Annotated in this window: 17 protein-coding genes; 12 read left to right on the top strand and 5 right to left on the bottom strand. The window is 72.1% G+C overall.

Annotated features, from left to right (window positions below):
* Positions 1–80 precede the first annotated feature (80 nt).
* The 4 genes from O7625_RS19980 to O7625_RS19995 form a co-directional block, all read right to left on the bottom strand.
* Complete coding sequence (locus tag O7625_RS19980; RefSeq protein ID WP_282340527.1) at positions 81–2,135, bottom strand: family 43 glycosylhydrolase; 2,055 nt, start codon at positions 2,133–2,135, stop codon at positions 81–83.
* Between the two features lie 83 nt (positions 2,136–2,218).
* Positions 2,219–3,346, bottom strand: a complete 1,128-nt coding sequence (locus tag O7625_RS19985) for a cellulose binding domain-containing protein (RefSeq protein ID WP_067305805.1) — start codon at positions 3,344–3,346, stop codon at positions 2,219–2,221.
* Between the two features lie 539 nt (positions 3,347–3,885).
* Entirely contained in the window at positions 3,886–4,881 is a 996-nt protein-coding gene (locus tag O7625_RS19990; RefSeq protein ID WP_282340529.1) for an acetylxylan esterase, read from the bottom strand.
* Positions 4,882–4,896: 15 nt separating this feature from the next.
* Positions 4,897–5,937: a LacI family DNA-binding transcriptional regulator gene (locus tag O7625_RS19995; RefSeq protein ID WP_067305798.1), complete on the bottom strand. Its 1,041-nt coding sequence runs from the start codon at positions 5,935–5,937 to the stop codon at positions 4,897–4,899.
* Between the two features lie 282 nt (positions 5,938–6,219).
* Here O7625_RS19995 and O7625_RS20000 point away from each other — a divergent pair, with 282 nt between their 5' ends.
* The 9 genes from O7625_RS20000 (at position 6,220) to O7625_RS20040 (ending at position 17,790) form a co-directional block, all read left to right on the top strand.
* The gene (locus tag O7625_RS20000) at positions 6,220–8,604 is read left to right on the top strand and encodes a glycoside hydrolase family 3 N-terminal domain-containing protein (RefSeq protein ID WP_282340532.1); all 2,385 of its coding nucleotides are present in this window, start codon (positions 6,220–6,222) and stop codon (positions 8,602–8,604) included.
* A gap of 10 nt (positions 8,605–8,614) precedes the next feature.
* Positions 8,615–9,589, top strand: a complete 975-nt coding sequence (locus O7625_RS20005; RefSeq protein ID WP_282340533.1) for an ABC transporter permease subunit — start codon at positions 8,615–8,617, stop codon at positions 9,587–9,589.
* Complete coding sequence (locus tag O7625_RS20010) at positions 9,586–10,527, top strand: carbohydrate ABC transporter permease (RefSeq protein WP_282340535.1); 942 nt, start codon at positions 9,586–9,588, stop codon at positions 10,525–10,527. The genes O7625_RS20005 and O7625_RS20010 overlap by 4 nt, the downstream gene beginning before the upstream one ends.
* Positions 10,528–10,599: 72 nt before the next feature.
* Positions 10,600–12,213, top strand: coding sequence for an extracellular solute-binding protein (locus tag O7625_RS20015; RefSeq protein WP_282340537.1), 1,614 nt, complete (start codon positions 10,600–10,602; stop codon positions 12,211–12,213).
* Positions 12,214–12,288: 75 nt separating this feature from the next.
* Positions 12,289–13,860, top strand: coding sequence for a xylan 1,4-beta-xylosidase (locus O7625_RS20020; protein ID WP_282340539.1), 1,572 nt, complete (start codon positions 12,289–12,291; stop codon positions 13,858–13,860).
* A complete protein-coding gene (locus tag O7625_RS20025) occupies positions 13,857–14,540 on the top strand; it encodes a hypothetical protein (protein ID WP_282340541.1) in 684 nt (227 codons plus the stop codon). The genes O7625_RS20020 and O7625_RS20025 overlap by 4 nt, the downstream gene beginning before the upstream one ends.
* Entirely contained in the window at positions 14,537–16,759 is a 2,223-nt protein-coding gene (locus tag O7625_RS20030; protein WP_282340543.1) for an alpha-glucuronidase, read from the top strand. The genes O7625_RS20025 and O7625_RS20030 overlap by 4 nt, the downstream gene beginning before the upstream one ends.
* Before the next feature lie 167 nt (positions 16,760–16,926).
* Positions 16,927–17,370, top strand: coding sequence for a helix-turn-helix transcriptional regulator (locus O7625_RS20035; RefSeq protein WP_282340544.1), 444 nt, complete (start codon positions 16,927–16,929; stop codon positions 17,368–17,370).
* Positions 17,371–17,379: 9 nt separating this feature from the next.
* Complete coding sequence (locus O7625_RS20040; RefSeq protein WP_067305773.1) at positions 17,380–17,790, top strand: VOC family protein; 411 nt, start codon at positions 17,380–17,382, stop codon at positions 17,788–17,790.
* 63 nt (positions 17,791–17,853) lie between these two features.
* Here O7625_RS20040 and manD read toward each other — a convergent pair whose 3' ends face one another.
* The gene (manD, locus tag O7625_RS20045) at positions 17,854–19,062 is read right to left on the bottom strand and encodes a D-mannonate dehydratase ManD (RefSeq protein ID WP_282340548.1); all 1,209 of its coding nucleotides are present in this window, start codon (positions 19,060–19,062) and stop codon (positions 17,854–17,856) included.
* Between the two features lie 386 nt (positions 19,063–19,448).
* Here manD and araB point away from each other — a divergent pair, with 386 nt between their 5' ends.
* The 3 genes from araB (at position 19,449) to O7625_RS20060 (ending at position 23,005) form a co-directional block, all read left to right on the top strand.
* The gene (gene araB / locus O7625_RS20050; RefSeq protein ID WP_282340550.1) at positions 19,449–21,146 is read left to right on the top strand and encodes a ribulokinase; all 1,698 of its coding nucleotides are present in this window, start codon (positions 19,449–19,451) and stop codon (positions 21,144–21,146) included.
* Positions 21,143–21,820 carry an L-ribulose-5-phosphate 4-epimerase gene (locus O7625_RS20055; RefSeq protein ID WP_067305763.1) on the top strand — a complete coding sequence of 226 codons (678 nt, stop codon included), beginning with the start codon at positions 21,143–21,145 and terminating at the stop codon, positions 21,818–21,820. Before araB ends, O7625_RS20055 begins: the two co-directional genes overlap by 4 nt.
* Positions 21,821–21,985: 165 nt before the next feature.
* Positions 21,986–23,005 (top strand): ABC transporter substrate-binding protein, encoded by a 1,020-nt coding sequence (locus O7625_RS20060; RefSeq protein ID WP_282340554.1) that lies wholly within the window; start codon positions 21,986–21,988, stop codon positions 23,003–23,005.
* Positions 23,006–23,068: the final 63 nt, after the last annotated feature.

Below are 23,068 nucleotides of genomic sequence, written 5' to 3' on the forward strand. Positions count from 1 at the left end.
GGGGGTGCTCCTGTCGGAGGTGGGGGATACGCCTCGCCGGCCGACCACGGGCGTGGTCGGCCGGCGAGGAGGGACGGGTCCTACGACTTGGCCAGGTCGAACTTCCGGACGGTCACCGCGCCACCGAGCGAGCTGGTGGCGTAGTTGAACATGGCGAACCGGTAGCCCATGAAGAACTGCCAGGCGTTGTTGAGGGTGAACGCGGGGCCGAGCGAGGTGAAGTTCACCCCGTCGGTGCTGTAGGAGAAGCGGGCCTGCCGGCCGGAGCCGGGGCTGATGTCCGCGTTGATCCGTAGCCAGATCTTCCCGCCGGAGATGCCAACCCCGGCGACCTCGGTGCCGGTGTTGGTGGTGTTCCAGTTGCTGTCCATGGTCAGGTTGTTGACCACGGCGACCCGGGTCGCGCCGTTGTCGCGGCGGACGCCGATCCAGGCCGACTGGTCGCGCAGCATCGCCAGGCCGCTGCGGTCACCGTCGCGCATGGTGGAGTAGTCCAGCTCGATGGTCGCCGTGGACCGTGGACCCTGGATCCGGTGGGTCAGCGTGTTACGGGCGTTGTACAGGTCGTTGGTCACCGTGGCGGTCTGCAGCCGCAGCCCGTTGTTGACCGACCACTTGGTGTTGTCCGGGTTGTGGTTCCACTCGTACTGCGGGCCGAGGGTGGTGCCGGCGAAGGTGTCCGTCCCGATCATGGGTTTGACCTGGCGGGGTGGCCGGGGCACGTTCGGGTACGGGTACGACGCGCCCCAGGTGTTGTTGACCAGCTGGAGGACGGGCCAGCCGCTGGAGTTCCAGGTGACCGGGGCGAGCACCGGCACCCGGCCGCCGGGGTAGGCGTCCACGAACCCCATGTAGTACCAGTCCCCGTTCTGCGTCTGCACCATGCCGCCCTGGTGCGGCACGCCGCCGCCGGCGATCGGTCCGGGCAGGTTCAGCAGCACCTGCTGCATGGTGTACGGCCCGAACGGGTTGGACGCCTTGAGGATGTACTGCCCGTTGGCGGGCCGGGTGAGGAAGATGTAGTAGCTGCCGTTGCGCTTGTAGAACCGCGCGCCCTCCAGGGTGCCCACGTTCGACGGGGTGGTGAACACCTGCTGGGACCGGACCTGGGTCTTCCCGTCGGCGGAGAGCTGCGCGACGCTGATGTTCGTGTTGCCGTACGCGACGTACATGGTGTCGTTGTCGTCGACGAGCAGACCCGCGTCGTAGTAGCAGCTGTTGAGGGTGGTGTGCCGGGTCCACGGCCCCTCGGCCGACGGCGCGGTGTAGATGTAGGTCTTGCTGAAGTCGACGCAGCCGCCCCAGTAGAACGTCTTGTTGCTCTTGCGGTAGCCCAGGAACGACGCCCAGATCCCGTCGACGTACGCCCGGCCGCCGGACATGTCGTACTTCTGGCCGAAGTCCAGCTTGGGCACCGAGTGGCCGGCGAACTCCCAGTTGACCAGGTCGTAGGAGCGCAGCACGGGGGCGCCGGGGGAGTAGTGCATGGTTGACGCGGAGTAGTAGTAGGTGTCGTCCACTCGCAGGATGTCGATGTCCGCGAAGTCCTGCCAGAGCACCGGGTTGGCGAAGGTCGACGACGGCGGCCACTGCCCCGGCGGCGGGGTGGTGGGAGGTGGCGTGGTCGGCGGCGGCGTGGTCGGGGGCGGCGTGGTCGGCGGCGGGGTGGTGGGCGGCGGCGTGGTCGGCGGGGGCGTGGTCGGCGGCGGGGTGGTGGGGTCCGTGCCGCCGGTGCACACGGTGCCGTTGAGGGTGAAGCTGGTCGGCTTCGGGTTGCTGCCGTTCCACGAGCCGTTGAACCCGAACGACACGTTGGCGCCGGTGGCGATGGTCGCGTTGTAGCTGACGTTGCGGGCGGTCACCTGCGCTCCCGACTGGGTGACGGTGGCGTTCCACGCCTGGGTGACCTGCTGCCCGGCCCCGTACGACCAGGTCAAGGTCCAGCCGTCGATCGGGTCGCCGAGGTTGGTGACGGCCACGTTCGCGCCGAAGCCGCCGCCCCACTCGGACGAGACGGTGTAGTCGACGGCGCAGCCCGCCGCCGCGGCCTCGGCGGGGAGGGCGACGGCTGTTCCGGCGGCTATCAGACCGGCGGCCAGGAACAGCCGCGCGGGCAACGTTCTGGTGAGTCGCATGCGGTACTCCTACTGGGGGTGGTGGGAGTCGGTGGTCGAGGAACGTCCGGCACCGGTGCCGGGCACCGGTGCCGGACGGCGGATCAGGCGACGCTGCAGGCGGTGCCGTTGAGGGTGAACGAGGACGGTCGACCGGCGTTGCCGGTGTGGTCGGCCTGGAAGCCGACGTCGACCGAGGTGTTCGGTGCGATGGTGCCGTTGTAGGAGACGTTGCGGGCGGTCACCGCACCGCTCGTCGGCGAGTAGGTGGCGTTCCACCCGCTGGTGATGGTCTGCCCACCGGGCAGGGTGAACGCCAGCGCCCAGCCGTTGACCGTCGTGCTGCTGGTGTTGGTGACGCTGATCGAGGCGGTGAGCCCGGAGTTCCAGGCGTTGACCGTGTACGCGACCCGGCAGCCCGCCGAGGGCGGCGGCGTGGTCGGCGGCGGCGTGGTGGGCGGCGGCGTCGTCGGCGGGGGCGTGGTCGGCGGCGGGGTGGTCGGCGGGGCGGTGGTCGGCGGGGTGGTCGGGGTGTTGCCGCCGAGGCTGCCCGGCACCGCCCGCAGCGCGTTGTACCAGGTGGTGGCCATCTTGCGGTAGCCGGTGGCGTTCGGGTGGATGCCGTCGGCGAGGTCGCCGGTGCCCACCGCGCTGAACATGTCCACCAGGTGCACCCGCTTGCCGGCGCTGACCTTGCTCTGCACGATCCCGGGGATCGCCGCGTTGAAGGTGCGGACCGCCGACTCGGTGCCGTTGCGCGGGATGATGGTGGCGACGAAGACGTCCGCGTTCGGGGCGGTGTTGGTGATCTTGTCGATCAGGGTGGAGAGCCGGGCCGGGGCGCCGGAGGCGTTGTACATGTCGTTGGTGCCGATGTGCAGCAGCACCGTGCGCGGGGTGGTGGTGCGCAGCCAGTTCACCACGTTGGCGTCGATCTGGGAGATGGTCCAGCCGGAGTGGCCCTCGTGGTCGTGGTCGCCCAGGTTGGACGGGCCGTTGAACATCGAGCCGACGAAGTCGACCCGGTAGCCGTCGGCGACCAGCCGCTGCCACAGCTCGATCCGGTAGCCCCCGGGGACGTTGAAGCCGTCGGTGATCGAGTCACCGAGCGGCATCACCCGTACCCCGCCGTTGGACTCGGCGCTCGCGGGCGCGGTCACCACCGAGCCGGCGGCGACCACGGCCACGAGGGCGGCGGTGGCCAGGCCTAGCAGGCGCAGACCCCGACGCATGGGGGTCAGCCGGGCGCCGGCGAGGGTGGTCCGGTCGGTGCCGGGCGGGCCGGCGGTGGGGGATCGGCGGCGGTCGGACGGGGACGGGCCGGAATGCGGGCAGCTCGTGCTGCTCATGGAAACTCCCTGTGGTGGCGCGCGGGTGCGCGGTGCGGGCGGTGCAGCACGGCGGCCGTCCCGGAACGGCGCCGTCTCGCCCGGCTCGTGGACGAGGGGGTACCTCGGCTGTCGGCTCACCGGTGCGGGCCGACAGCGGTGTCCCGGCGGCTTCCCTGGGGTGACGGGCGAGGTGCGCCGCGCGCGACGACCAGGAACCCGGACTCGTCGACGGTCCTGGATGCCGCGTGCCGACGGCCACCGACTCCCCGAAGGGGACAGACCGGTGAGGCACGGCGGGAACGTGCCCTGCGCTCCCGCCGGGTGCACCATATCGTGTTATCGCTAACATCGGCAACAGATCGGTACGCGACGATGTCCGGATGGGTGGTCCCGGTCGTCGGGTGCCGGCGCGTTGCCCGGCCGGCGGCACCGGCCGGCCGTCAGCCCGCCGGGTGCGCGGTGGGCCGCAGCAGCGCGTCGAGCCAGCGCACCTGCCGCCCGACGTGCAGCGCCTCGCCGCCCTCGTGGCCGTTGAACGGGTAGGCGTGCAGCTGGAGGGCGGGCCGCTCGGCCCGGCCGTTCGCCGCGCCGTACTGGTTGTGGGCGGCGAAGCCGGTGCTCGGCGGGCACACGTTGTCCCGCAGCCCGATGCCGAAGTGCGCCGGGGCGGTGGCCCGCCGGGCGAAGGTGACCCCGTCGACGTAGGACAGCGTGTGCCGGACGGCCTCCTCCGCCTGCCGGTGCACCGCCAGGTACCGGGCGATCTCCCCGTACGGGGCGGCGTCGGTCAGTTCGATCCCACGCTGGACGTCGCAGAGGAACGGCGCGGTGGTCAGCAGCGCCGCCAGGTCGTCGCGCAGCCCGGCGACGGCCAGGGCGAGCCCACCGCCCTGGCTGTTGCCGGCCGCCACGACCCGGTCGGTGTCCACCCCGGGCAGTGCGCGGACGGCCTCGACCGCGCGCACCGCGTCGGTGATCAGCCGGCGGTAGTGGTAGTCGTGCGGGGCGAGGATTCCCCAGGTGGCGGGCCACGGTCCGCCGGGCGCGCCGTGCGGGTCGGGGGTGTCGCCCGCGCCGTGCAGCCCGGACTGGCCCCGGTTGTCCATCAGCAGGTGCGCGTACCCGGCCACCGGCCAGGTCAGCCGCTCGTGCGGCAGGCCCCGGCCGCGCCCGTAACCGGCGAACTCGACCACGGCGGGCAGCGGGGTGTCGACCCCGGCCGGGCGGGTGTACCAGGCTCGCACCGGGTCACCGCCGAAACCGGCGAAGGTGACGTCCCAGGTGTCGACCAGGCGCAGGCCGGTCCGGTACGGCTGGACGTCGACCAGCACCGGCCGGCTGCGCGCCGCGTCGAGGGTGCTCCGCCAGAAGGCGTCGAAGTCGGCGGGTTCGACGACGCTCGGCGCGTACCGTCGCAGTTCGTCGTGCGGGGTCATGGGCTCCTCGTCGGGTCAGTGCCGGCCGGCGGCCGGCGGCGCGGTGCTCTCCCGGACGACCAGCTCGGTCACCAGGTCGATCCGGCTGGTGGCCACCGCGTTGCCCCGGGCCAGCTCCAGCAGCATCTGGGTGGCGGTGCCGGCCATGTCGCGCAGGGGCTGGTGCACGGTGGTCAGCGGCGGGTCGGTCCAGCCGGCGACCGGCAGGTCGTCGTACCCGATCACCGACAGGTCGACCGGCACCCGCAGGCCGAGCTGACGGGCGGCCCGGAGCACGCCGATCGCCTGGAGGTCCGAACCGGCGAAGATCGCGGTGGGCCGGTCCGGCCCGGCCAGCAGCTCCAGCCCGTGGGTGTGCCCGCCGTCGACGTAGAAGCTGCCGTAGCGCACCAGGTCGGCGTCCAGGGGCAGGCCCACCTCGTCGTGGGCGGAGCGGAAACCGGCGGCCCGGGCCTGGCTGCACAGCACGTCCCGTGGTCCGGAGATGACCGCGATCCGCCGGTGCCCCAGCTCCATCAGGTGCCGGGTGGCCAGCAGGCCGCCGTTCCAGTTGTTCGAGCCGACGGTCGGCACCGAGGCCGAGGTGGCGCTGTCGGTGTCGACGACCACGAACGGGATGTGGTGCTCGGTGAGCAGGAGCTGTTGCGGCGGGGTCGGGTGGCAGAGCACGAAGAGCAGACCCAGCGGACGCCGGGCGACCAGGGCGTCCAGCCGACGCGGCGCGGGCCGGTGTGCCCCGTCGAGTTGGGAGATGGCGATCCCGAGGCCGGCGGCCGAGGCCACCGCCTCCACCCCGCTCATGATCTCCATCGCCCAGCCGGAGTTGAACTCGTGGAAGACCAGGTCGATCTGGTCGGTGCCGAGCGAGCGGCGGCGGATGCGGCGGCGGTAGCGGTGCCGTTCGAGGCTCTCCTCGACCCGGGCCCGGGTCTCGGCGGCGACGTCCGCGCGCCCGTTGAGCACCTTCGAGACGGTCGCCACCGAGACGCCGACCTCTTCGGCGATGGTGGCGATGGTGGCCGAGGCCTGGGGGGTGAGCGGGCGGGACGCGGTCATCGAAGCCTCACCGGGCGCTTCCGAAAGTTTCGAGGGACTCTAGCATGTCCGGCCGGAAAAGCGAGACGGGTATCGATAGAGCATTTCGACGGTGGTGAATGCACCTTCCGGGAGGAACGCTGACACATATCCGATTTGAGCCCCTTGACATGCCCCGGCGGTCCCTCCTAAGTTGCCGAAAAAGGTAACGCGCTGTTTACGAAATTTTCGAGCCCTCCCCGGTGTCGCCTGCCGTGCGGCGCAGCGCGGGACGGGGGAGTGGTCGAAGGTGAGGGGTGTGGCATGAGAAGTCAGGTGCCCGTCGACGAGGGCCCGGCACGACGCGACACCCTGCCCTGGCGCGACCGCCGACGCTCGCCCGCGGAGCGGGCCGACGCGCTGGTCCCGCTCATGTCGGTGGAGGAGAAGATCGCCCAGCTGGTCGGGGTCTGGGTCGGCGCGGAGGCCTCCGGTGAGGGGGTCGCCCCGCACCAGGCCGACATGATCGCCGAAGGCCCGCCCTGGAGCACCCTGATCCGGCACGGCCTCGGCCAGCTCACCCGCCCCTTCGGCACCGCGCCCGTCGACCCGGTCGTCGGGGCGCGCTCGCTGGCCGCCTCCCAGGCGCAGATCGCCGCCGCGAGCCGGTTCGGCATCCCGGCGCAGGTGCACGAGGAGTGCCTCACCGGCTTCGCCGCCTGGCGGGCCACGGTCTACCCGGCCCCGCTGGGCTGGGGCGCCTCCTTCGACCCGGAACTCGTCGAGGAGATGGCCGGCCGGATCGGCCGGTCGATGCGCGCCGTCGGGGTCCACCAGGGACTGGCCCCGGTGCTCGACGTCAGCCGGGACTACCGCTGGGGGCGTACCGAGGAGACCATCGGCGAGGACCCCTACCTGGTCGGGACGACCGGCGCGGCGTACGTGCGGGGTCTGGAACGGGCCGGCATCGTCGCCACCCTCAAGCACTTCGCCGGCTACTCCGCCTCCCGGGGCGGCCGGAACCTCGCCCCGGTCTCGATGGGTCGCCGGGAGCTGACCGAGGTCATCCTCCCGCCGTTCGAGATGGCCCTGCGACTCGGCGGCGCCCGCTCGGTGATGAACTCGTACGCCGAGATCGACGGCGTGCCCGCCGCCGCCGACGAGGGCCTGCTGACCGGGCTGCTACGCGACGAGTGGGGCTTCACCGGCACCGTCGTCGCCGACTACTTCGCGGTGCGCTTCCTGCAGACCCTGCACGGGGTGGCCGGCGACGCCGCCGACGCCGCCCGGCTCGCCCTGCGGGCCGGCATCGACGTGGAGCTGCCCACCGTGGACGCCTTCGGCGAGCCGCTGGTGGCGGCCGTCCGGGCCGGCGAGATCGACGAGACGCTGATCGACCGCGCGCTGCGCCGGGTGCTGGTCCAGAAGATCGAACTCGGGCTGCTCGACGAGGACTGGCGGGAACTGCCCGACGACCTGGCAGAGGTACGGCTCGACGACGAGGCCAGCCGGGACGTCGCGGTGCGGCTGGCCCGCGAGTCGGTGGTGCTGCTGCGCAACGACGGCGTGCTGCCGCTGGCCGGCGACGTCCGGGTCGCCCTGGTCGGGCCGGTCGCCGACGACCCGATGGCCCTGCTGGGCTGCTACTCCTTCCCCAACCACGTCGGCGTCCGGCACCCCGACCACGGGCTCGGCATCGACCTGCCCTCGCTGCACGACGAACTCGCCCGACGGGTTCCCGGACTGGTGCACGAGCCGGGCTGCGCCATCACCGGCGACGACACCACGGGCATCGCCGCGGCGGTCGCCGCCGCCGCCGCGGCCGACGCCTGCGTGCTCGCCGTCGGCGACCGGGCCGGCATGTTCGGCCGGGGCACCTCCGGCGAGGGCTGCGACGCACCCGACCTGCGGCTGCCCGGCGTCCAGGCGGAGCTGGTCCGGGCCGTGCTCGACACCGGCACCCCGGTGGTCCTGGTGCTGATGACCGGCCGACCCTACGCGCTGGGCCCCGAGTACGACCGGGCCGCCGCCGTCGTCCAGGCGTTCTTCCTCGGCCAGCGCGGCGGGCAGGCGCTCGCCGAGGTGCTCACCGGTGCGGTGAACCCGTCCGGGCGACTGCCGGTCAGCGTCCCCCGCGACGCCGGTGGCCTGCCGGGCACCTACCTGACGCCGCCGCTGGGCCGGCGCTCCGAGGTGTCCTCGATCGACCCCACCCCGGCGTACCCGTTCGGCCACGGGCTGAGCTACACCACCTTCGCGTGGTCCGACCCGGTGGCGTCGGTCGGCACCGCGGCCGGTGGACCGCCGGCCTGGCCGGTCGACGGCGAGACGACGGTCCGGATCACCGTGCGCAACACCGGTGACCGGACCGGCACCGAGGTGGTCCAGCTCTACCTGCACGACCCGGTCGCGCAGACCACCCGGCCGGTGGTCCGGCTGGTCGGCTACGCCCGGGTGCCGCTGGACCCCGGCGCGTCGGCGCAGGTCAGTTTCGTGGTACCGGCCGACGTCGCGTCGTTCGTCGGGCGCGACGGCCGGCGCATCGTCGAACCCGGCGACGTCGAGCTGCGGTTCGGCCGTTCGAGCGGCGACCCGGCGGCGGTCGTGCCGCTGCGGTTGACCGGCGTCGAACGGGAGGTCGGCTTCCGGCGGCAACTGCTCACCTCGGTGCGGGTCGAGCCCGCCACGACCGGCCGGCACGCCGGATAGGAGGCCCGGCATGACATCCGAGACGGTCCGGCCGGCGCCGCCGGCCCCGGCGGCCACCGCCCCGCCGTCGCGACGCCGCCGCCGCCAATCCTGGGGGCGGGCGCTGCGCCGGGACTGGCAGCTCTACTCGTTGGCCATCCTGCCGCTGGTGTTCTTCCTCGTCTTCCGGTACCTGCCGATGCTCGGCAACGTGATCGCCTTCCGCCGGTTCACCCCCGGCGGCAGCGTGTTCGGCGAGTACTGGGTGGGCCTGCGGTACTTCCGGCTCTTCCTCGCCGACCCGACCTTCTGGCAGGTGTTCACCAACACCCTGGTGCTGGGCATGCTGACCCTGCTGTTCTGCTTCCCGCTGCCGATCGTGCTGGCGCTGCTGCTCAACGAGGTCCGCACCCGGCGGCTCAAGCGGTTCGTCCAGTCGGTCTCCTACCTGCCGCACTTCCTGTCCATCGTGATCGTGGCGGCGATGGTGATGCAGCTGTTGTCGATCGACGGCTCGGTCAACCAGGTGGTCCGGGGGGTCGGCGGCGACGCCGTGCCGTTCCTGCAACAGCCGGGCTGGTTCCGGGCCATCTACGTCTCCTCGGAGGTCTGGCAGACCGTCGGCTGGGGGACGATCCTCTACCTGGCGGCGCTCACCACCATCGACGAGAACCTGTACGAGGCGGCCCGGATCGACGGGGCGAACCGCTGGCGGCAGACCTGGCACGTCACGCTGCCGGGGATCCGGCCGACGATGGTGACCCTGCTGATCCTCAACATCGGGACCTTCATGGCGGTCGGGTTCGAGAAGATCCTGCTGCTGTACAACCCGTTGACGTACCCGACCGCCGACGTGATCTCCACGTACCTGTTCCGGTTGGGCTTCGAGTCCAGCAACTTCAGCTACGCCGCCGCCATCGGCCTGTTCGAGGCGGTGATCGGGCTGATCCTGGTGCTGGGCGCCAACACCATCTCCCGGCGCACGGTGGGGACGAGCCTGTGGTGACCGTGGCACCCGGCACGGCCGGACCGAAGACCCCGGCAGCCCGGCGTCCCCGCCGCCGGCGCGGGATCCGCCCGACCCGGGGCTACCGGGTGTTCCAGGCGGTCAACGGGATCGTGCTGACCCTCGTGGTGATCGTGACGCTCTACCCGTTCGTCAACATCGTGGCCCGGTCGCTCAGCGACGAGGCGCCGATCATCGCGGGCCGGGTCAACCTCGTCCCGCAGGGCTTCAACCTCACCTCCTACCGGCTGGTGATGTCCGACCCGATGTTCTGGACCAACTACCGCAACACCGTGGTCTACACGGTCGTGGCCACCGCCATCTCGATCGTGCTGACCACCTGCTACGCGTACGTGCTGTCCAAGCACCAGCTCAAGGGGCGCGGGGTGCTCGTCGGGATCGCCGTGTTCACCATGTTCTTCTCCGGCGGGCTGATCCCCAACTACGTGCTGATCACCAGTCTGGGGATGAAGAACAGCATCTGGGCGGTGGTGCTGCCCAACGCGATCAACGTGTTCAACCTGCTGGTGATGAAGGCGTTCTTCGAGAGCCTGCCGGTCGAGCTGGAGGAGGCCGCCGCCGTCGACGGGCTGAGCACGTACGGCACCCTGCTGCGGATCGTGCTGCCGCTGTCCAAGGCGATCATCGCGACGATGCTGCTGTTCTACGCGGTGTCCTTCTGGAACTCGTGGTTCACCGCGTTCCTCTACCTGGACCAGCAGGACCTGCTGCCGGTCACGGTCTACCTGCGCAACCTCATCGCCGGGGCGACCGGGGCGCAGTCGGCCGGCGGTGTCGCCGAGTCCGACGCGGTGCAGGCGGCGGCCACCATCCAGTCCGTGACCATCGTGCTCACCACCCTGCCGATCCTCGCGGTCTACCCCTTCGTCCAGCGGTTCTTCGTGTCCGGCGTGATGCTCGGCGCGGTCAAGGGGTAGCCCGGCCCAGCTCCATCCCTGCACCACACACCCTCGAAAGGACGAGCCGTGTTCCACAGAACGTGGCGCCGGATGGCGATAGCCACTGCCGGGCTGCTCACCCTCTCCCTCCTCGGGGCCTGCTCCGAGGACGCCGCGGAGGGCAAGAACCTCGACGACAACCGCGTCGGCGCGATGTCCGACTACGGCTCCGGCACGCAGTTCAAGGCGACCGAGCCGCTCTCCTTCTCCATCCTCTACAACAACCACCCGAACTACCCGCTCAAGGACGACTGGCTGTTCTGGTCGGAGCTGACCAAGCGGACCAACGTCAAGCTCGAGCCGGTGGCCGTGCCGCTGAGCGACTACGAGCAGAAGCGCAGCCTGCTGATCGGCGCCGGGGACGCCCCGCTGATCATTCCGAAGACCTACCACCCGTCGGAGAACGCCTTCGTCTCCTCCGGCGCGATCCTCCCGGTGAGCGACTACCTGGACCTGATGCCCAACCTCAAGGACAAGATCGCCAAGTGGAACCTCCAACCGGAGTTCGACACGCTGCGACAGTCCGACGGCAAGTTCTACCTCCTCCCCGGCCTGCACGAGAAGCCGTGGGCGGAGTACTCGATCGCGATGCGGACCGACATCCTCCAGCAGCTCAACCTCCCGATCCCCAAGACCTGGGACGAGCTGTACACCGTGCTGAAGGCGATGAAGGCGCGCTACCCCGACACCTACCCGTACTCGGACCGGTGGAGCAAGCCGAACCCGGGCGGGGAGCTGTTGAGCATCGTCGGCGCCGCGCACGGCCTGCGGACCGGGTGGAGCTGGAACCCCGCCACCTGGGACGCGACGGCCAACAAGTTCGTCTACACCGGCGCCACCGAGCAGTACAAGCAGGTCATCGTCTACCTCAACAAGCTGGTCGCCGAGAAGCTGCTCGACCCGGAGAGCTTCACCCAGACCGATGAGCAGGCCCGGCAGAAGCTCGCCAACGGCAAGTCCTTCGTCATCGGCAGCAACGCCCAGACCCTGGTCAACGACTACCGCCCCGACCTGGCCAAGACCCTGCCGAACGCCAAGCTGACGAAGATCCCGATGCTGGTCGGCCCGGCCGGCGAGATCAATCCGGCCAGCCGGCTGGAGAACGGCATCATGATCTCCAAGAAGGCCCGGGACAGCAAGAACTTCGTGGCGATGATGCAGTTCATCGACTGGCTGTACTACTCCGAGGCCGGCGAGGAGTTCGCCAAGTGGGGCGTCGAGGGCACCACCTTCACCAAGGACGCCGCCGGCAAGTACACCCTGGCCCCCGACGTCGACATGATCGGGCTCAACCCCAAGGGCACCAAGCACCTGCAGAAGGACTTCGGCTTCGGCAACGGGGTGTTCGCCTACGGCGGCAAGCTCGACCTGGTGCAGTCCTTCTTCTCCCCGGAGGAGATGGAGTTCCAGAAGGTGATGAACGCCCGCAAGCCGCTGCCGGTGGACCCGCCGGCCCCGCTCACCGACGAGGAGCGGGAACAGGTGTCGCTGTGGGAGACCCCGCTGAAGGACCACGTCGTGCAGAACACGCTGAAGTTCATCCTCGGCCAGCGCCCCCTCACCGAGTGGGACGCCTACCTCGGTGAGCTGAAGGCCAAGAACGCCGACCAGTACATCGGGGTGGTCAACAAGGCGTACGAGCGGTTCAAGAAGGACAACGGCTGACCGTCCGGTCCGGCCGGGGCGTGGTGCCCCGGCCGGACCGGTCACCGACCCGGCGACTCCCGGAGGACGACGACGATGCGGACCACCGTTCCGGCCCACCCCGTGGGGCGGCTCACCGACGCCTGGCGGCAGTGCGTCGGCACCGGCCGCTTCGAGCTGGCCCTGCGCCGCGACTACCAGGACTCGCTGGCCCTGATCCAACAGGACATCGGCTTCCGGCACATCCGCGGCCACGGACTGCTCAGTGACGGGGTGGGGGTCCACCGCCCCTACCAGTACGGGGGCGAGCGCCGGGTGCACCACTCCTTCACCTACGTCGACCAGGTCGTCGACGCCTACCTCGGGCTGGGCATCCGGCCCTTCGTGGAGCTGGGCTTCATGCCCGAGGCGCTGGCCTCCGGCGAGCAGACGGTGTTCTGGTGGCAGGGCAACGTCACCCCGCCCCGCAGCTGGTCGGAGTGGGCCGACCTGGTCCGTGCCACGGTGGCCCACCTGGTCGACCGGTACGGCCTGGACGAGGTGCGCGGCTGGCCGATCGAGGTGTGGAACGAGCCGAACCTGACCGACTTCTGGCAGGGCGCGGACCGGGCCGCCTACCACCGCCTCTACGAGGTCACCGCGCACGCGGTCAAGGAGGTCGACGCCGGGTTGCAGGTCGGCGGCCCGGCCATCTCGCCCGGCGCGGACGACTGGTGGGAACCGTTCGCCGAGTTCGTCACCGCGCGCGACGTGCCGGTCGACTTCGTCAGCCGGCACGCGTACACCTCCGGCCCGGCCCAGCACGTGCCCTTCGGCACCCACCAGACGCTGACCCCGGCGTCGGCGCTGCTGGAGCAGTTCGCCGCGCCCCGCCGGCACCTGTACGGCACCGCGCTGGCGGACCTGCCGGTGCACATCACCGAGTTCAACTCGTCCTACCGGCCGGACAACCCGATCCACGACACCGCCTTCCACGCCGCGTACCTCGCCCCGGTGCTGGCGGCCGGCGGCGACCTGGTCGACTCCTTCTCGTACTGGACGTTCAGCGACGTGTTCGAGGAGACGGGGGTGCCGACCGCGCTGTTCCACGGCGGGTTCGGCCTGCTCACCCACCGCCAGATCAAGAAACCCACCTACCACCTGTACGCCTTCGTGGCCCGGCTCGGCGACGAGGTGCTGGCCCGTGGGCCGGACCACCTGGTCACCCGGCACCCCGACGGCCGGGTCGCCATCCTGGCCTGGGCGCCGGTGGACGTGACCGGCCGCGCACCGGTACCCGAGCGGCACCCGTTGGCCCTGTCGGTGCCGGTGGACCCCGCCCCGGCGGCGACCGCGCCGGAGGTCACCTCGGCCTTCCTGCTCCGCTCGTCGGTCAGCGAGGAGGCCGGCAACGCCTGGGCCGCCTGGTCCGAGATGGGCCGCCCCCGGTCGCCGCGCCCCGGTCAGCTCGACGCGCTGCGGGAGGCCGCCGAGCCGGTCCGCTCGCACCGGGCCCTGCCGGTCGTCGCGGGTCGGGTCGATCTCGACCTGACCCTGACCCGGCACGAGGTCACCCTGGTCGAGCTGGCCGTGGTGCGCGACGAGACGCCGCCGTGGTGGGACGCGGCCCGCCTGCTCGGCGAGCCGCCCCCGGCGACCGCGCCGACCGGCCGGGACGGACGGCCGTGAGCGCGCAGCCCTGGCGGGAGGTCGGCGACGGGCCGTTGTCCCGGGCCGCCGCCTCGGTCTACACGGTGCTCGTCGTCGGGCTGCTGCTGATCCTCGCCGTCCTGCCCGGCCTGGTCCCACTGCTCCTGCTCCGCCCCGACGCCAGCAACCTGCCACTGGTCGCGGTCTGTCTGCTCCCGGTCGGCCCGGCGCTCTCCGCCGCCCTGTACGCCCTGTACCATCAGCGCCCCGACCTGACCGATCTGCGGCCCGCCGCCTGGTTCCGGCAGGGCTACCGGGCCAACCTGCCGCAGACGCTGTGGATCTGGGTGCCGGTGCTGCTGTGGCTGACCGTCATCGGGGTCAATCTCAGCTACCTGTCCGCCGCGGCCGTCCCGGCCGGCTGGGCGGTGCCGCTGGTCGGCGTCGGGGTCGGCGTCGCGCTGGTCGGCGGGAACGCCCTGGTGATCGCCGCGCTGTTCGCCTTCCGCACCCGGGACGTGCTGCGGCTGGCGCGGTACTTCCTGGTCCGTACCCCCGGCGTCACCGTCGGCACCCTGCTGTTGCTGGCCGCCGCCGGGGCGCTCACCGTGGGCGTCTCCGAGGTGGTGCCGGTGCTGCTGGCCGGGCCGTTCGCCCTCGCGTACCTGCGGATCTGCACCCCGATGATCGACATTGTGCGGAAGGAATTCACCGGATGAGCCTGCCCGTCACCGCCCAGCACGCCGCTGCGGGTGGACCGGCTGACGAGACCGCGTCGACGACCGGCGCGGACCCGACCCCACACGCCGCCTGGCTGCCACCGGAGGTGTTCCGGCCGCTCGGGACACGCCGGGTCCTGGTGCACGGCGCGGGTCTGCTCGTCGACACGGTCTTCGCCGAGGTGGCGCGGGCCTGCGCCGGGCACGGCGGCCGGGTGGACCGGTCCGCTGCCGGTCCGTCGTCGGCCGCCGGGCCGGAGCACGGTGCTGCGCCGGAGCACGGTGCCGCGCCGCCGCGCCCGGAGGGGGAGCCGGCGGCCGGCCCCGTCGACCTGGTGCTCGCCCTGCGCGGTCCGCACCCGCTGCCACCGGCGGTGCCGCCCGGCGCGGCGGCGGCCCCGGCCGGGGACGACGGGCCGCTCGGCGACGAGGGGTTCCTGTCGACCCGGGTCGACGGGGTGACGGTGGTGCTGGCCGACGCGCCGGCCGGGCTGCTGTACGGGCTGTTCCACCTGGTCCGGCTCGGCGAGGCCGCGTTCACCGGGGACCGGCCGGCGCGGGCGCACCGGCCGGCACTGCGCCGCCGGATGCTCGACCACTGGGACAACGTGGCGGTGCACCCGGACATGGGGCAGGTGGAGCGGGGTTACGCGGGCGGTTCGATCTTCTGGCACGACGGCGGCCCCAACGGCGACCGGGACCGGCTGCGGGCGTACGGGCGGCTGCTGGCGGCCACCGGGGTCAACGCGATCTCGGTGAACAACGTCAACGTGCACGCCACCGAGGCGCGGCTGCTCACCGACCGGCTCGACGACGTGGCCGACCTCGCCGACCTGCTGCGGCCGTACGGCATCCGGGTGCACCTGTCGGTGACCTTCGCCGCCCCCGTGGTCCTCGGTGGCCTGCCCACCGCCGACCCCCTCGACGACCGGGTGCGGGACTGGTGGGACGAGACCACCCGGCGGGTCTACGCCCGGATCCCCGACTTCGGTGGGTACCTGGTGAAGGCCGACTCGGAGGGGCAGCCCGGCCCGGCCACCTACGGGCGGGACCACGCCGACGGGGCGAACCTGCTCGCCGGGGCACTGGCCCGGCACGGGGGAGTGGTGCACTGGCGGGCGTTCGTCTACGACCACCGGCGGGACTGGCGGGACCGCTCCATCGACCGGGCCCGCGCCGCGTACGACCACTTCGCCCCGCTGGACGGGCGGTTCGCCGACAACGTGGTCCTCCAGGTGAAGTACGGCCCGGTGGACTTCCAGCCCCGGGAGCCGGTGTCGCCGGTGATCGCGGCCATGCCGGCCACCCGGTTGGCGGTGGAGTTGCAGGTGACCCAGGAGTACACCGGCCAGCAGTGGCACGCCTGCTACCTCGCCCCGCTGTGGAGCGAGGTGCTCGCCTTCCGGCCGTGGGGGCCGCCGGAGCGGACCGTCGCCGACGTGCTGGCGGGCGGGCCCGGCCCGGAGCCCCGCCGCGACGGCGACCTGGTCGCGGTGGCCAACGTGGGTGACGACCCGTTCTGGTGCGGGCACCCGCTGGCCCAGGCCAACCTGTACGCCTTCGGGCGGCTGGCCTGGGATCCGTACCTCGGTCCCGCAGCCGTCCTCGACGAGTGGATCGATCTGACCTTTCCCGCCCCGACGGTCGGTGACCCGGCCCTGGTGCGCCAGACGCTGCACGCGGTGCTGGACGACTCCTGGCGCACCTACGAGCGGTACACCGCCCCGTTGGGGGTCGGCTTCATGGTGGATCCGGACGGCCACTACGGCCCCGGCGTGGACGGCTACGAGTACAGCCGGTGGGGCACCTACCACTACGCCGACCGGGACGGCGTGGGGGTGGACCGGACCCGGGCGACCGGCACCGGTTTCACCGGCCAGTACCCGCCGCCCTGGTCCCAGGTGTACGAGTCACCCGAGCGCTGCCCGGACGAGCTGCTGCTCTTCTTCCACCACGTCCCGTACGGCCATGTCCTGCACAGCGGCGTCACGGTGATCCAGCACATCTACGACACCCACTTCGCCGGGGTGGAGCAGGTGGGGGCGATGCGGGACCGCTGGGGTCGGCTGGCCGGGCTGGTCGACCAGGGGGTGCACGACCGGGTCGCCGAGCGTCTCGACGAGCAGCTACGCTGCGCGATCGAGTGGCGGGACCAGATCAACACGTACTTCTTCCGCAAGTCCGGGGTGCCCGACGCCCGGGGCCGCCGCATCTACTGACCGGCGGCGACCGGCCGCCCGCCGTCCCGGCTGCCGCAGCGGCCGCTCGGCGGCGTCGGGCGGGCCGTCGGGTGGCCCCCGTCCCCGCCTGTCCTTGCCCGTCCCGCCCGTCCCGGGTCGGGGCGGGTCGGGCCGGCGGTGTCGGTGGGACGTGGCACGATCGCGGGGTGAGCAGCAGAGCGGCGTCCGAGCAGCGGTTGCGTGACCTGGCCCGGCTGCGCCGGGTCCGGGACCGGATCGACCGGGAGTACGCCCGCCCGCTGGACGTCGAGGCGCTCGCCCGGGGGGCGCACATGTCGGCCGGGCACCTGAGCCGGCAGTTCCGCCGCGCCTACGGTGAGTCACCGTACTCCTACCTGATGACCCGGCGGATCGAGCGGGCGATGGCGCTGCTGCGCCAGGGTGACCTGAGCGTCACCGAGGTCTGTCTCGCGGTCGGCTGCGCGTCGCTGGGCACCTTCAGCACCCGCTTCACCGAGCTGGTGGGCATGCCGCCGAGCAGCTACCGGGCGCTGGCCGCGCAGCGGTCGGCGCACCTTCCGCCGTGCCTGACCAGACAGGTGGCGCGTCCGGTCAGGAATCGAGAAGCACCGGCGGCGATTCTCACCTAGCGTGACGGCATGGATCTCACCATCGACACCTGTGTCCTGCCGCACGAGGACCCGGACGCCTCGCTGGCCTTCTACCGTGACGTGCTCGGCTTCGAGGTCCGCAACGACGTCGGGTCGGGGCGGATGCGCTGGATCACGGTCGGCCCGCCCGGCCAGCCCGGCACGTCGGTCCTGCTGGCCCCGCCGGCGGTCGACCCGGGCGTCACCGACGAGGAACGCCGCACCATCGCCGAGATGATGGCCAAGGGCACCTACGGCTGGCTGATGCTGGCCACCCCCGACCTGGACGGCACCTTCGAGCGGGTGCAGGCCGGCGCCGCCGAGGTCGTCCAGGAGCCGATCGACCAGCCGTACGGGGTGCGCGACTGCGCCTTCCGCGACCCGGCGGGCAACCTGATCCGGGTCAAGGAGCTGCGCTGAGCGGGTCGGCGGGCAGCCCACCTCCGGGTCAGCCGACCGTCGGCGGCCCGGTGACGTCCCGGCTCACCAGGGGTGGACGGTGCCGTCCTCCAGCCGGTTGACCGGCAGGTACGCCGGGGCGTACGGGTAGCGGGCCGCCGCCTCTTCGTCGATGTCCACCCCGAGGCCGGGGGTCTCGGCCGGGTGCAGGTAGCCGTCGGCGTAGTGGTAGCCGTGCGGGAAGACCTCGTCGGTGGCCTCGGTGTGCCGCATGTACTCCTGGAGGCCGAAGTTGGGGATGGCGAGGTCGAGGTGCAGGGCGGCGGCCATGCAGACGGGGGAGAGGTCGGTGGCCCCGTGCGAGCCGCTGCGCACGTGGTGCAGCGCCGCGAGGTCGAAGATGCGCCGCAGGTGGGTGATGCCGCCGGCGTGCACGACGGTGGTCCGGATGTAGTCGATGAGCTGTTCCCGGATGAGCTGGGCGGCGTCCCAGACGGTGTTGAACACCTCGCCGACGGCGACCGGGGTGGTGGTGTGCTGCCGGATCAGCCGGAAGCCCTCCGGCAGCTCGGCGGGGACCGGGTCCTCCATCCAGGTCAGCGCGTACGGTTCCAGGCTCTTGCCGAGCCGGGCCGCCTCGATCGGGCTGAGCCGGTGGTGCACGTCGTGCAGCAGCCGCAGGGTCGGGCCGAACTCGTCGCGTACCCGGGCGAAGACGGTCGGCACGTGGGCCAGGTACCGCGGGGTGGACCAGGTGGCCTCGCTGGGCAGGGCGGCGTCGGCCGGCTCGTAGAACAGCTTGTCGGCGCTGACCCCGTAGGTCTTCGGCAGGCCGGGCACGCCGCACTGCACCCGCACCGCCCGGTAGCCGAGGTCGACGTAGCGGGCGACCTCGACCAGCACGTCCTCGACGGTCTCGCCGTTGGCGTGCCCGTAGACGGTGACCCCGTCCCGGGACCGGCCGCCGAGCAGCTGGTAGACGGGCAGGCCGGCGACCTTGCCCTTGATGTCCCACAGCGCGGTGTCCACGGCGGCGATCGCGCTCATCGTCACCGGTCCGCGCCGCCAGTAGGCCCCCTGGTAGAGGTACTGCCAGGTGTCCTCGATCCGGGCCGGATCCCGCCCGATCAGCAGCGGCACCACGTGGTCGCGCAGGTACGACGCGACGGCCAGCTCCCGGCCGTTGAGGGTGGCGTCGCCGACGCCGGTGACCCCCTCGTCGGTGACGATCTTCAGGGTCACGAAGTTGCGGCCCGGGCAGGTCACGATGACCCGGGCGTCGACGATCCGCACACGGCCTCCCTCGGATGGCGACGAAGGCCGTCCGGTCCGCCTCGCGCGGACGAAGGCCGTGGTCCGTCCCGCGCGGGCGGCCGGTGGGCGGCGTCGACGCCGGTGACGCCGGCGGTCGACCGTCCGGCCCGGTCTCCGGCCCGTCGCGCGGTCGCCCCGAAGTCTGGAACCGTCCGCCGAGGCGTGTCAAGGGTCGGCCTGGCCGATCGGATGTGACCGCTCACCTGATTCGACGTATGCCGATCATTCGACGGCTGGTCGGAGCGGTGCGTATGGACCCAGTGGCAGGGCTGCCGAAGATGGTTACGGCAGTGTTACACGGATGCGCCTTGACGGATTCCATGTGAGCGCTAACACTTGCCCCCAACGATTGAACGGAGAACGGCATGGATGCAGGCGCGAAGCCGCAGGACCGGTACGTCGTCGGCGTCGACTACGGCACGCTGTCGGGTCGGGCGCTGGTGGTGCGGGTCGGCGACGGCGCCGAGCTGGGCACGGCGGTGCACGAGTACCGCCACGGGGTGATGGACACGACGCTCGCCGTCGACGGTCGGGCACTGCCGGCCGACTGGGCGTTGCAGGACCCGGACGACTACCGCGAGGTGCTGCGGCAGGCGGTGCCCGCCGCGCTGGCCGCGAGCGGCGTCGACCCGGCCCAGGTGGTGGCCGTCGGCATCGACTTCACCGCCTGCACCGTGCTGCCCACCCTGGCCGACGGCACCCCGCTGTGCGAGCTGCCCGACCTGCGTACCCGCCCGCACGCCTGGGTGAAGCTGTGGAAGCACCACGCCGCCCAGCCGCAGGCCGACCGGATCAACGCGCTGGCCCACGCCCGGGGCGAGTCCTGGATCGGCCGCTACGGCGGCAAGATCTCCGCCGAGTGGCAGTACGCCAAGGGGCTGCAACTGCTGGAGGAGGATCCGGAGGTCTACGCCCGCGCCGAGCGCTGGATCGAGGCCGCCGACTGGATCGTCTGGCAGCTCTGCGGCGTCGAGACCCGCAACGTCTGCACCGCCGGCTACAAGGGGCAGCTCCAGGACGGTCACTACCCGTCCGCGGCCTACCTGGCGGCGCTGAACCCGGGCTTCGCCGACTTCGTCGCCAAGATCGACGGGCCGCTGGCGCAGCTGGGTGCGCGGGCCGGCGGGCTGACCGCGCAGGCCGCCGCCTGGACCGGGCTGCCCGAGGGGATCGCGGTCGCCGTCGGCAACGTGGACGCCCACGTCACCGCCGCCGCCGCGCAGGCGCTGACCCCCGGCCGGCTGGTCGCCATCATGGGCACCTCCACCTGCCACGTGGTCAACGGTACCGAGCGGGCCGAGGTGGCCGGCATGTGCGGCGTGGTCGACGGCGGGATCAGCGCCGGCTCCTGGGGCTACGAGGCCGGCCAGAGCGGCGTCGGCGACATCTTCGGCTGGTACGTCAAGCACGCCGCCCCCGCCGGCTTCGACTCGCACGAGGCGCTGACCGAGGCCGCCGCGGCGCAGCCGGTCGGCGCGCACGGCCTGGTGGCGCTGGACTGGTGGAACGGCAACCGGTCGCTGCTGGTCAACCACGACCTCAGCGGGGTGCTCGTCGGGCTCACCCTGGCCACCCGGCCGCCGGACGTCTACCGCGCGCTGCTGGAGTCCACCGCCTACGGCACCCGCATGATCATCGAGGCGTTCGCCGAGGCCGGCGTCCCGGTCGACGAGCTGATCGTGGCCGGCGGGCTCACCGGCAACAGCCTGCTGATGCAGATCTACGCCGATGTGACGCGGCGCCCGCTGGGCATCATCGGCTCGGCGCAGGGCCCGGCCCTGGGCTCGGCGATCCACGCGGCGGTCGCGGCCGGCGCGTACCCCGACGTGCCGACCGCCTCGGCGGCGATGGGCCGGGTGGACCGCGAGGTCTACCGCCCCGACCCGGAGCGCGCCGACGCCTACGACGCGCTCTACGCCGAGTACCGCCGGCTGCACGACCACTTCGGCCGGGGCGGCGACGACGTGCTGCTGCGGCTGCGGGCGATCCGCAACGCCGCCCGCCGTCCGGCCGACGCGCCGGCGGCCGAGACGACCACCGACCCCCTGGAGGTGCCGGCATGACCCTCGACCTCGACGCCGAGGTGGCCCGGCTGCGCGAGCAGGTGGCCACCCTGCACGGCGAGCTGGTGCGCTACAACCTGGTCGCCTGGACGGCCGGCAACGTCTCGGCCCGGGTGCCCGGCCGGGAGCTGATGGTGATCAAGCCGAGCGGGGTGTCCTACGACGACCTGCGGGCCGACAACATGATCGTCTGCGACCTGGACGGGGTGGTGGTGGAGGGCGACCTCTCACCATCCAGCGACACCGCCGCCCACGCCTACGTCTACCGGGCGATGCCCGAGGTCGGCGGGGTGGTGCACACCCACAGCGGGTACGCCACCGCCTGGGCCGCCTGCGGCGAGGCGATCCCCTGCCACCTCACCGCCCAGGCCGACGAGTTCGGCGGCGAGATCCCGGTCGGTCCGTTCGCGCTCATCGGCGGCGACGACATCGGCAAGGGCATCGTGGCGACGCTGTCCGGGCACCGCTCGCCGGCCGTGCTGATGCGCAACCACGGCGTCTTCACCATCGGCCGGGACGCCCGCGCGGCGGTGAAGGCCGCCGTGATGTGCGAGGACGTGGCCCGCACCGCCCACCTGGCCCGGACGCTCGGCACCCCGGTGCCGATGGCCCAGGCCGACATCGACTCACTCTACGACCGCTACCAGAACGTCTACGGGCAGCCGGGGAGGTAACCCCCCGACCCGTACCCGCCACCGGCCCGCCCCCGCGGTCCGGTTGATCCACCGCAACCCGATGCACCACCCCTGGAAGGTCCGGTCTGCCCGGCGTGCCGCGCCGGCCGGTCCTCCCCGCAGTAGCACCATCCCCCACCTCATCCCCGTCAAGGAGTCTTCAACATGGCGAAGACCGGCATCACCCTCACTCGACGCGGCCTCGGCGCGATGCTCGCCGTCGGCCTGCTGGCCGGCGGACTCGCCGGCTGCGGCAACAGCGACACCGGCGGCGACGGCGACGGCGGCAGCAGCGGCGGCGGCAACAGCAAGCTCGTCATCGGCTTCTCGCAGGTCGGCGCGGAGAGTGGCTGGCGCACGGCGAACACCAACTCGATCAAGGAGTCGGCCGCCGAGGCCGGCTACGAGCTGAAGTTCGACGACGCGCAGGGCAAGCAGGAGAACCAGATCAAGGCGATCCGCAACTTCATCCAGCAGAAGGTCGACGTGATCGCCTTCTCGCCGGTGGTGGAGTCGGGTTGGGACACCGTGCTCAAGGAGGCCAAGGACGCCAAGATCCCGGTCATCCTCACCGACCGGGCCGTGGACTCCGCCGACAAGAGCCTCTACAAGACCTTCATCGGCTCGGACTTCGTCAAGGAGGGCAAGCTCGCCGGCGAGTGGCTGGTCAAGGAGAAGTCGGCCGCGACCGGCCCGGTGAACATCGTGGAGCTGCAGGGCACCACCGGTTCGGCCCCGGCCAACGACCGCAAGAAGGGCTTCGCCGAGGCGATCGCCGCCAACCCCAACCTGAAGGTCGTCGCCTCCCAGAGCGGTGACTTCACCCGGGCCGGCGGCAAGCAGGTCATGGAGCAGTTCCTCAAGGCCAACCCGAAGATCGACGTGCTCTTCGCGCACAACGACGACATGGGCCTGGGCGCGCTGGAGGCGATCACCGCGGCGGGCAAGACGCCCGGCAAGGACATCACCATCATCACCATCGACGCGGTCAAGGACGGCATGCAGGCGCTGGCCGACGGGAAGTTCAACTTCATCGCGGAGTGCAGCCCGCTGCTCGGCCCGCAGCTGATGGACCTGGCCAAGAAGGTCAAGGCCGGCGAGGAGGTCCCGGCCCGGGTCGAGACCGAGGAGACCACCTTCACCCAGGAGCAGGCGAAGACCGCGCTGCCCAACCGGAAGTACTGATCCGACCGGGAGGCCGCCGCGTTCGGCGCGGCGGCCTCCGCTTCCGAGGAAAGGTTCGGTGGG

Source organism: Micromonospora sp. WMMD714, assembly GCF_029581315.1.
GTDB classification, from domain to species: Bacteria; Actinomycetota; Actinomycetes; order Mycobacteriales; family Micromonosporaceae; genus Micromonospora; species Micromonospora rifamycinica.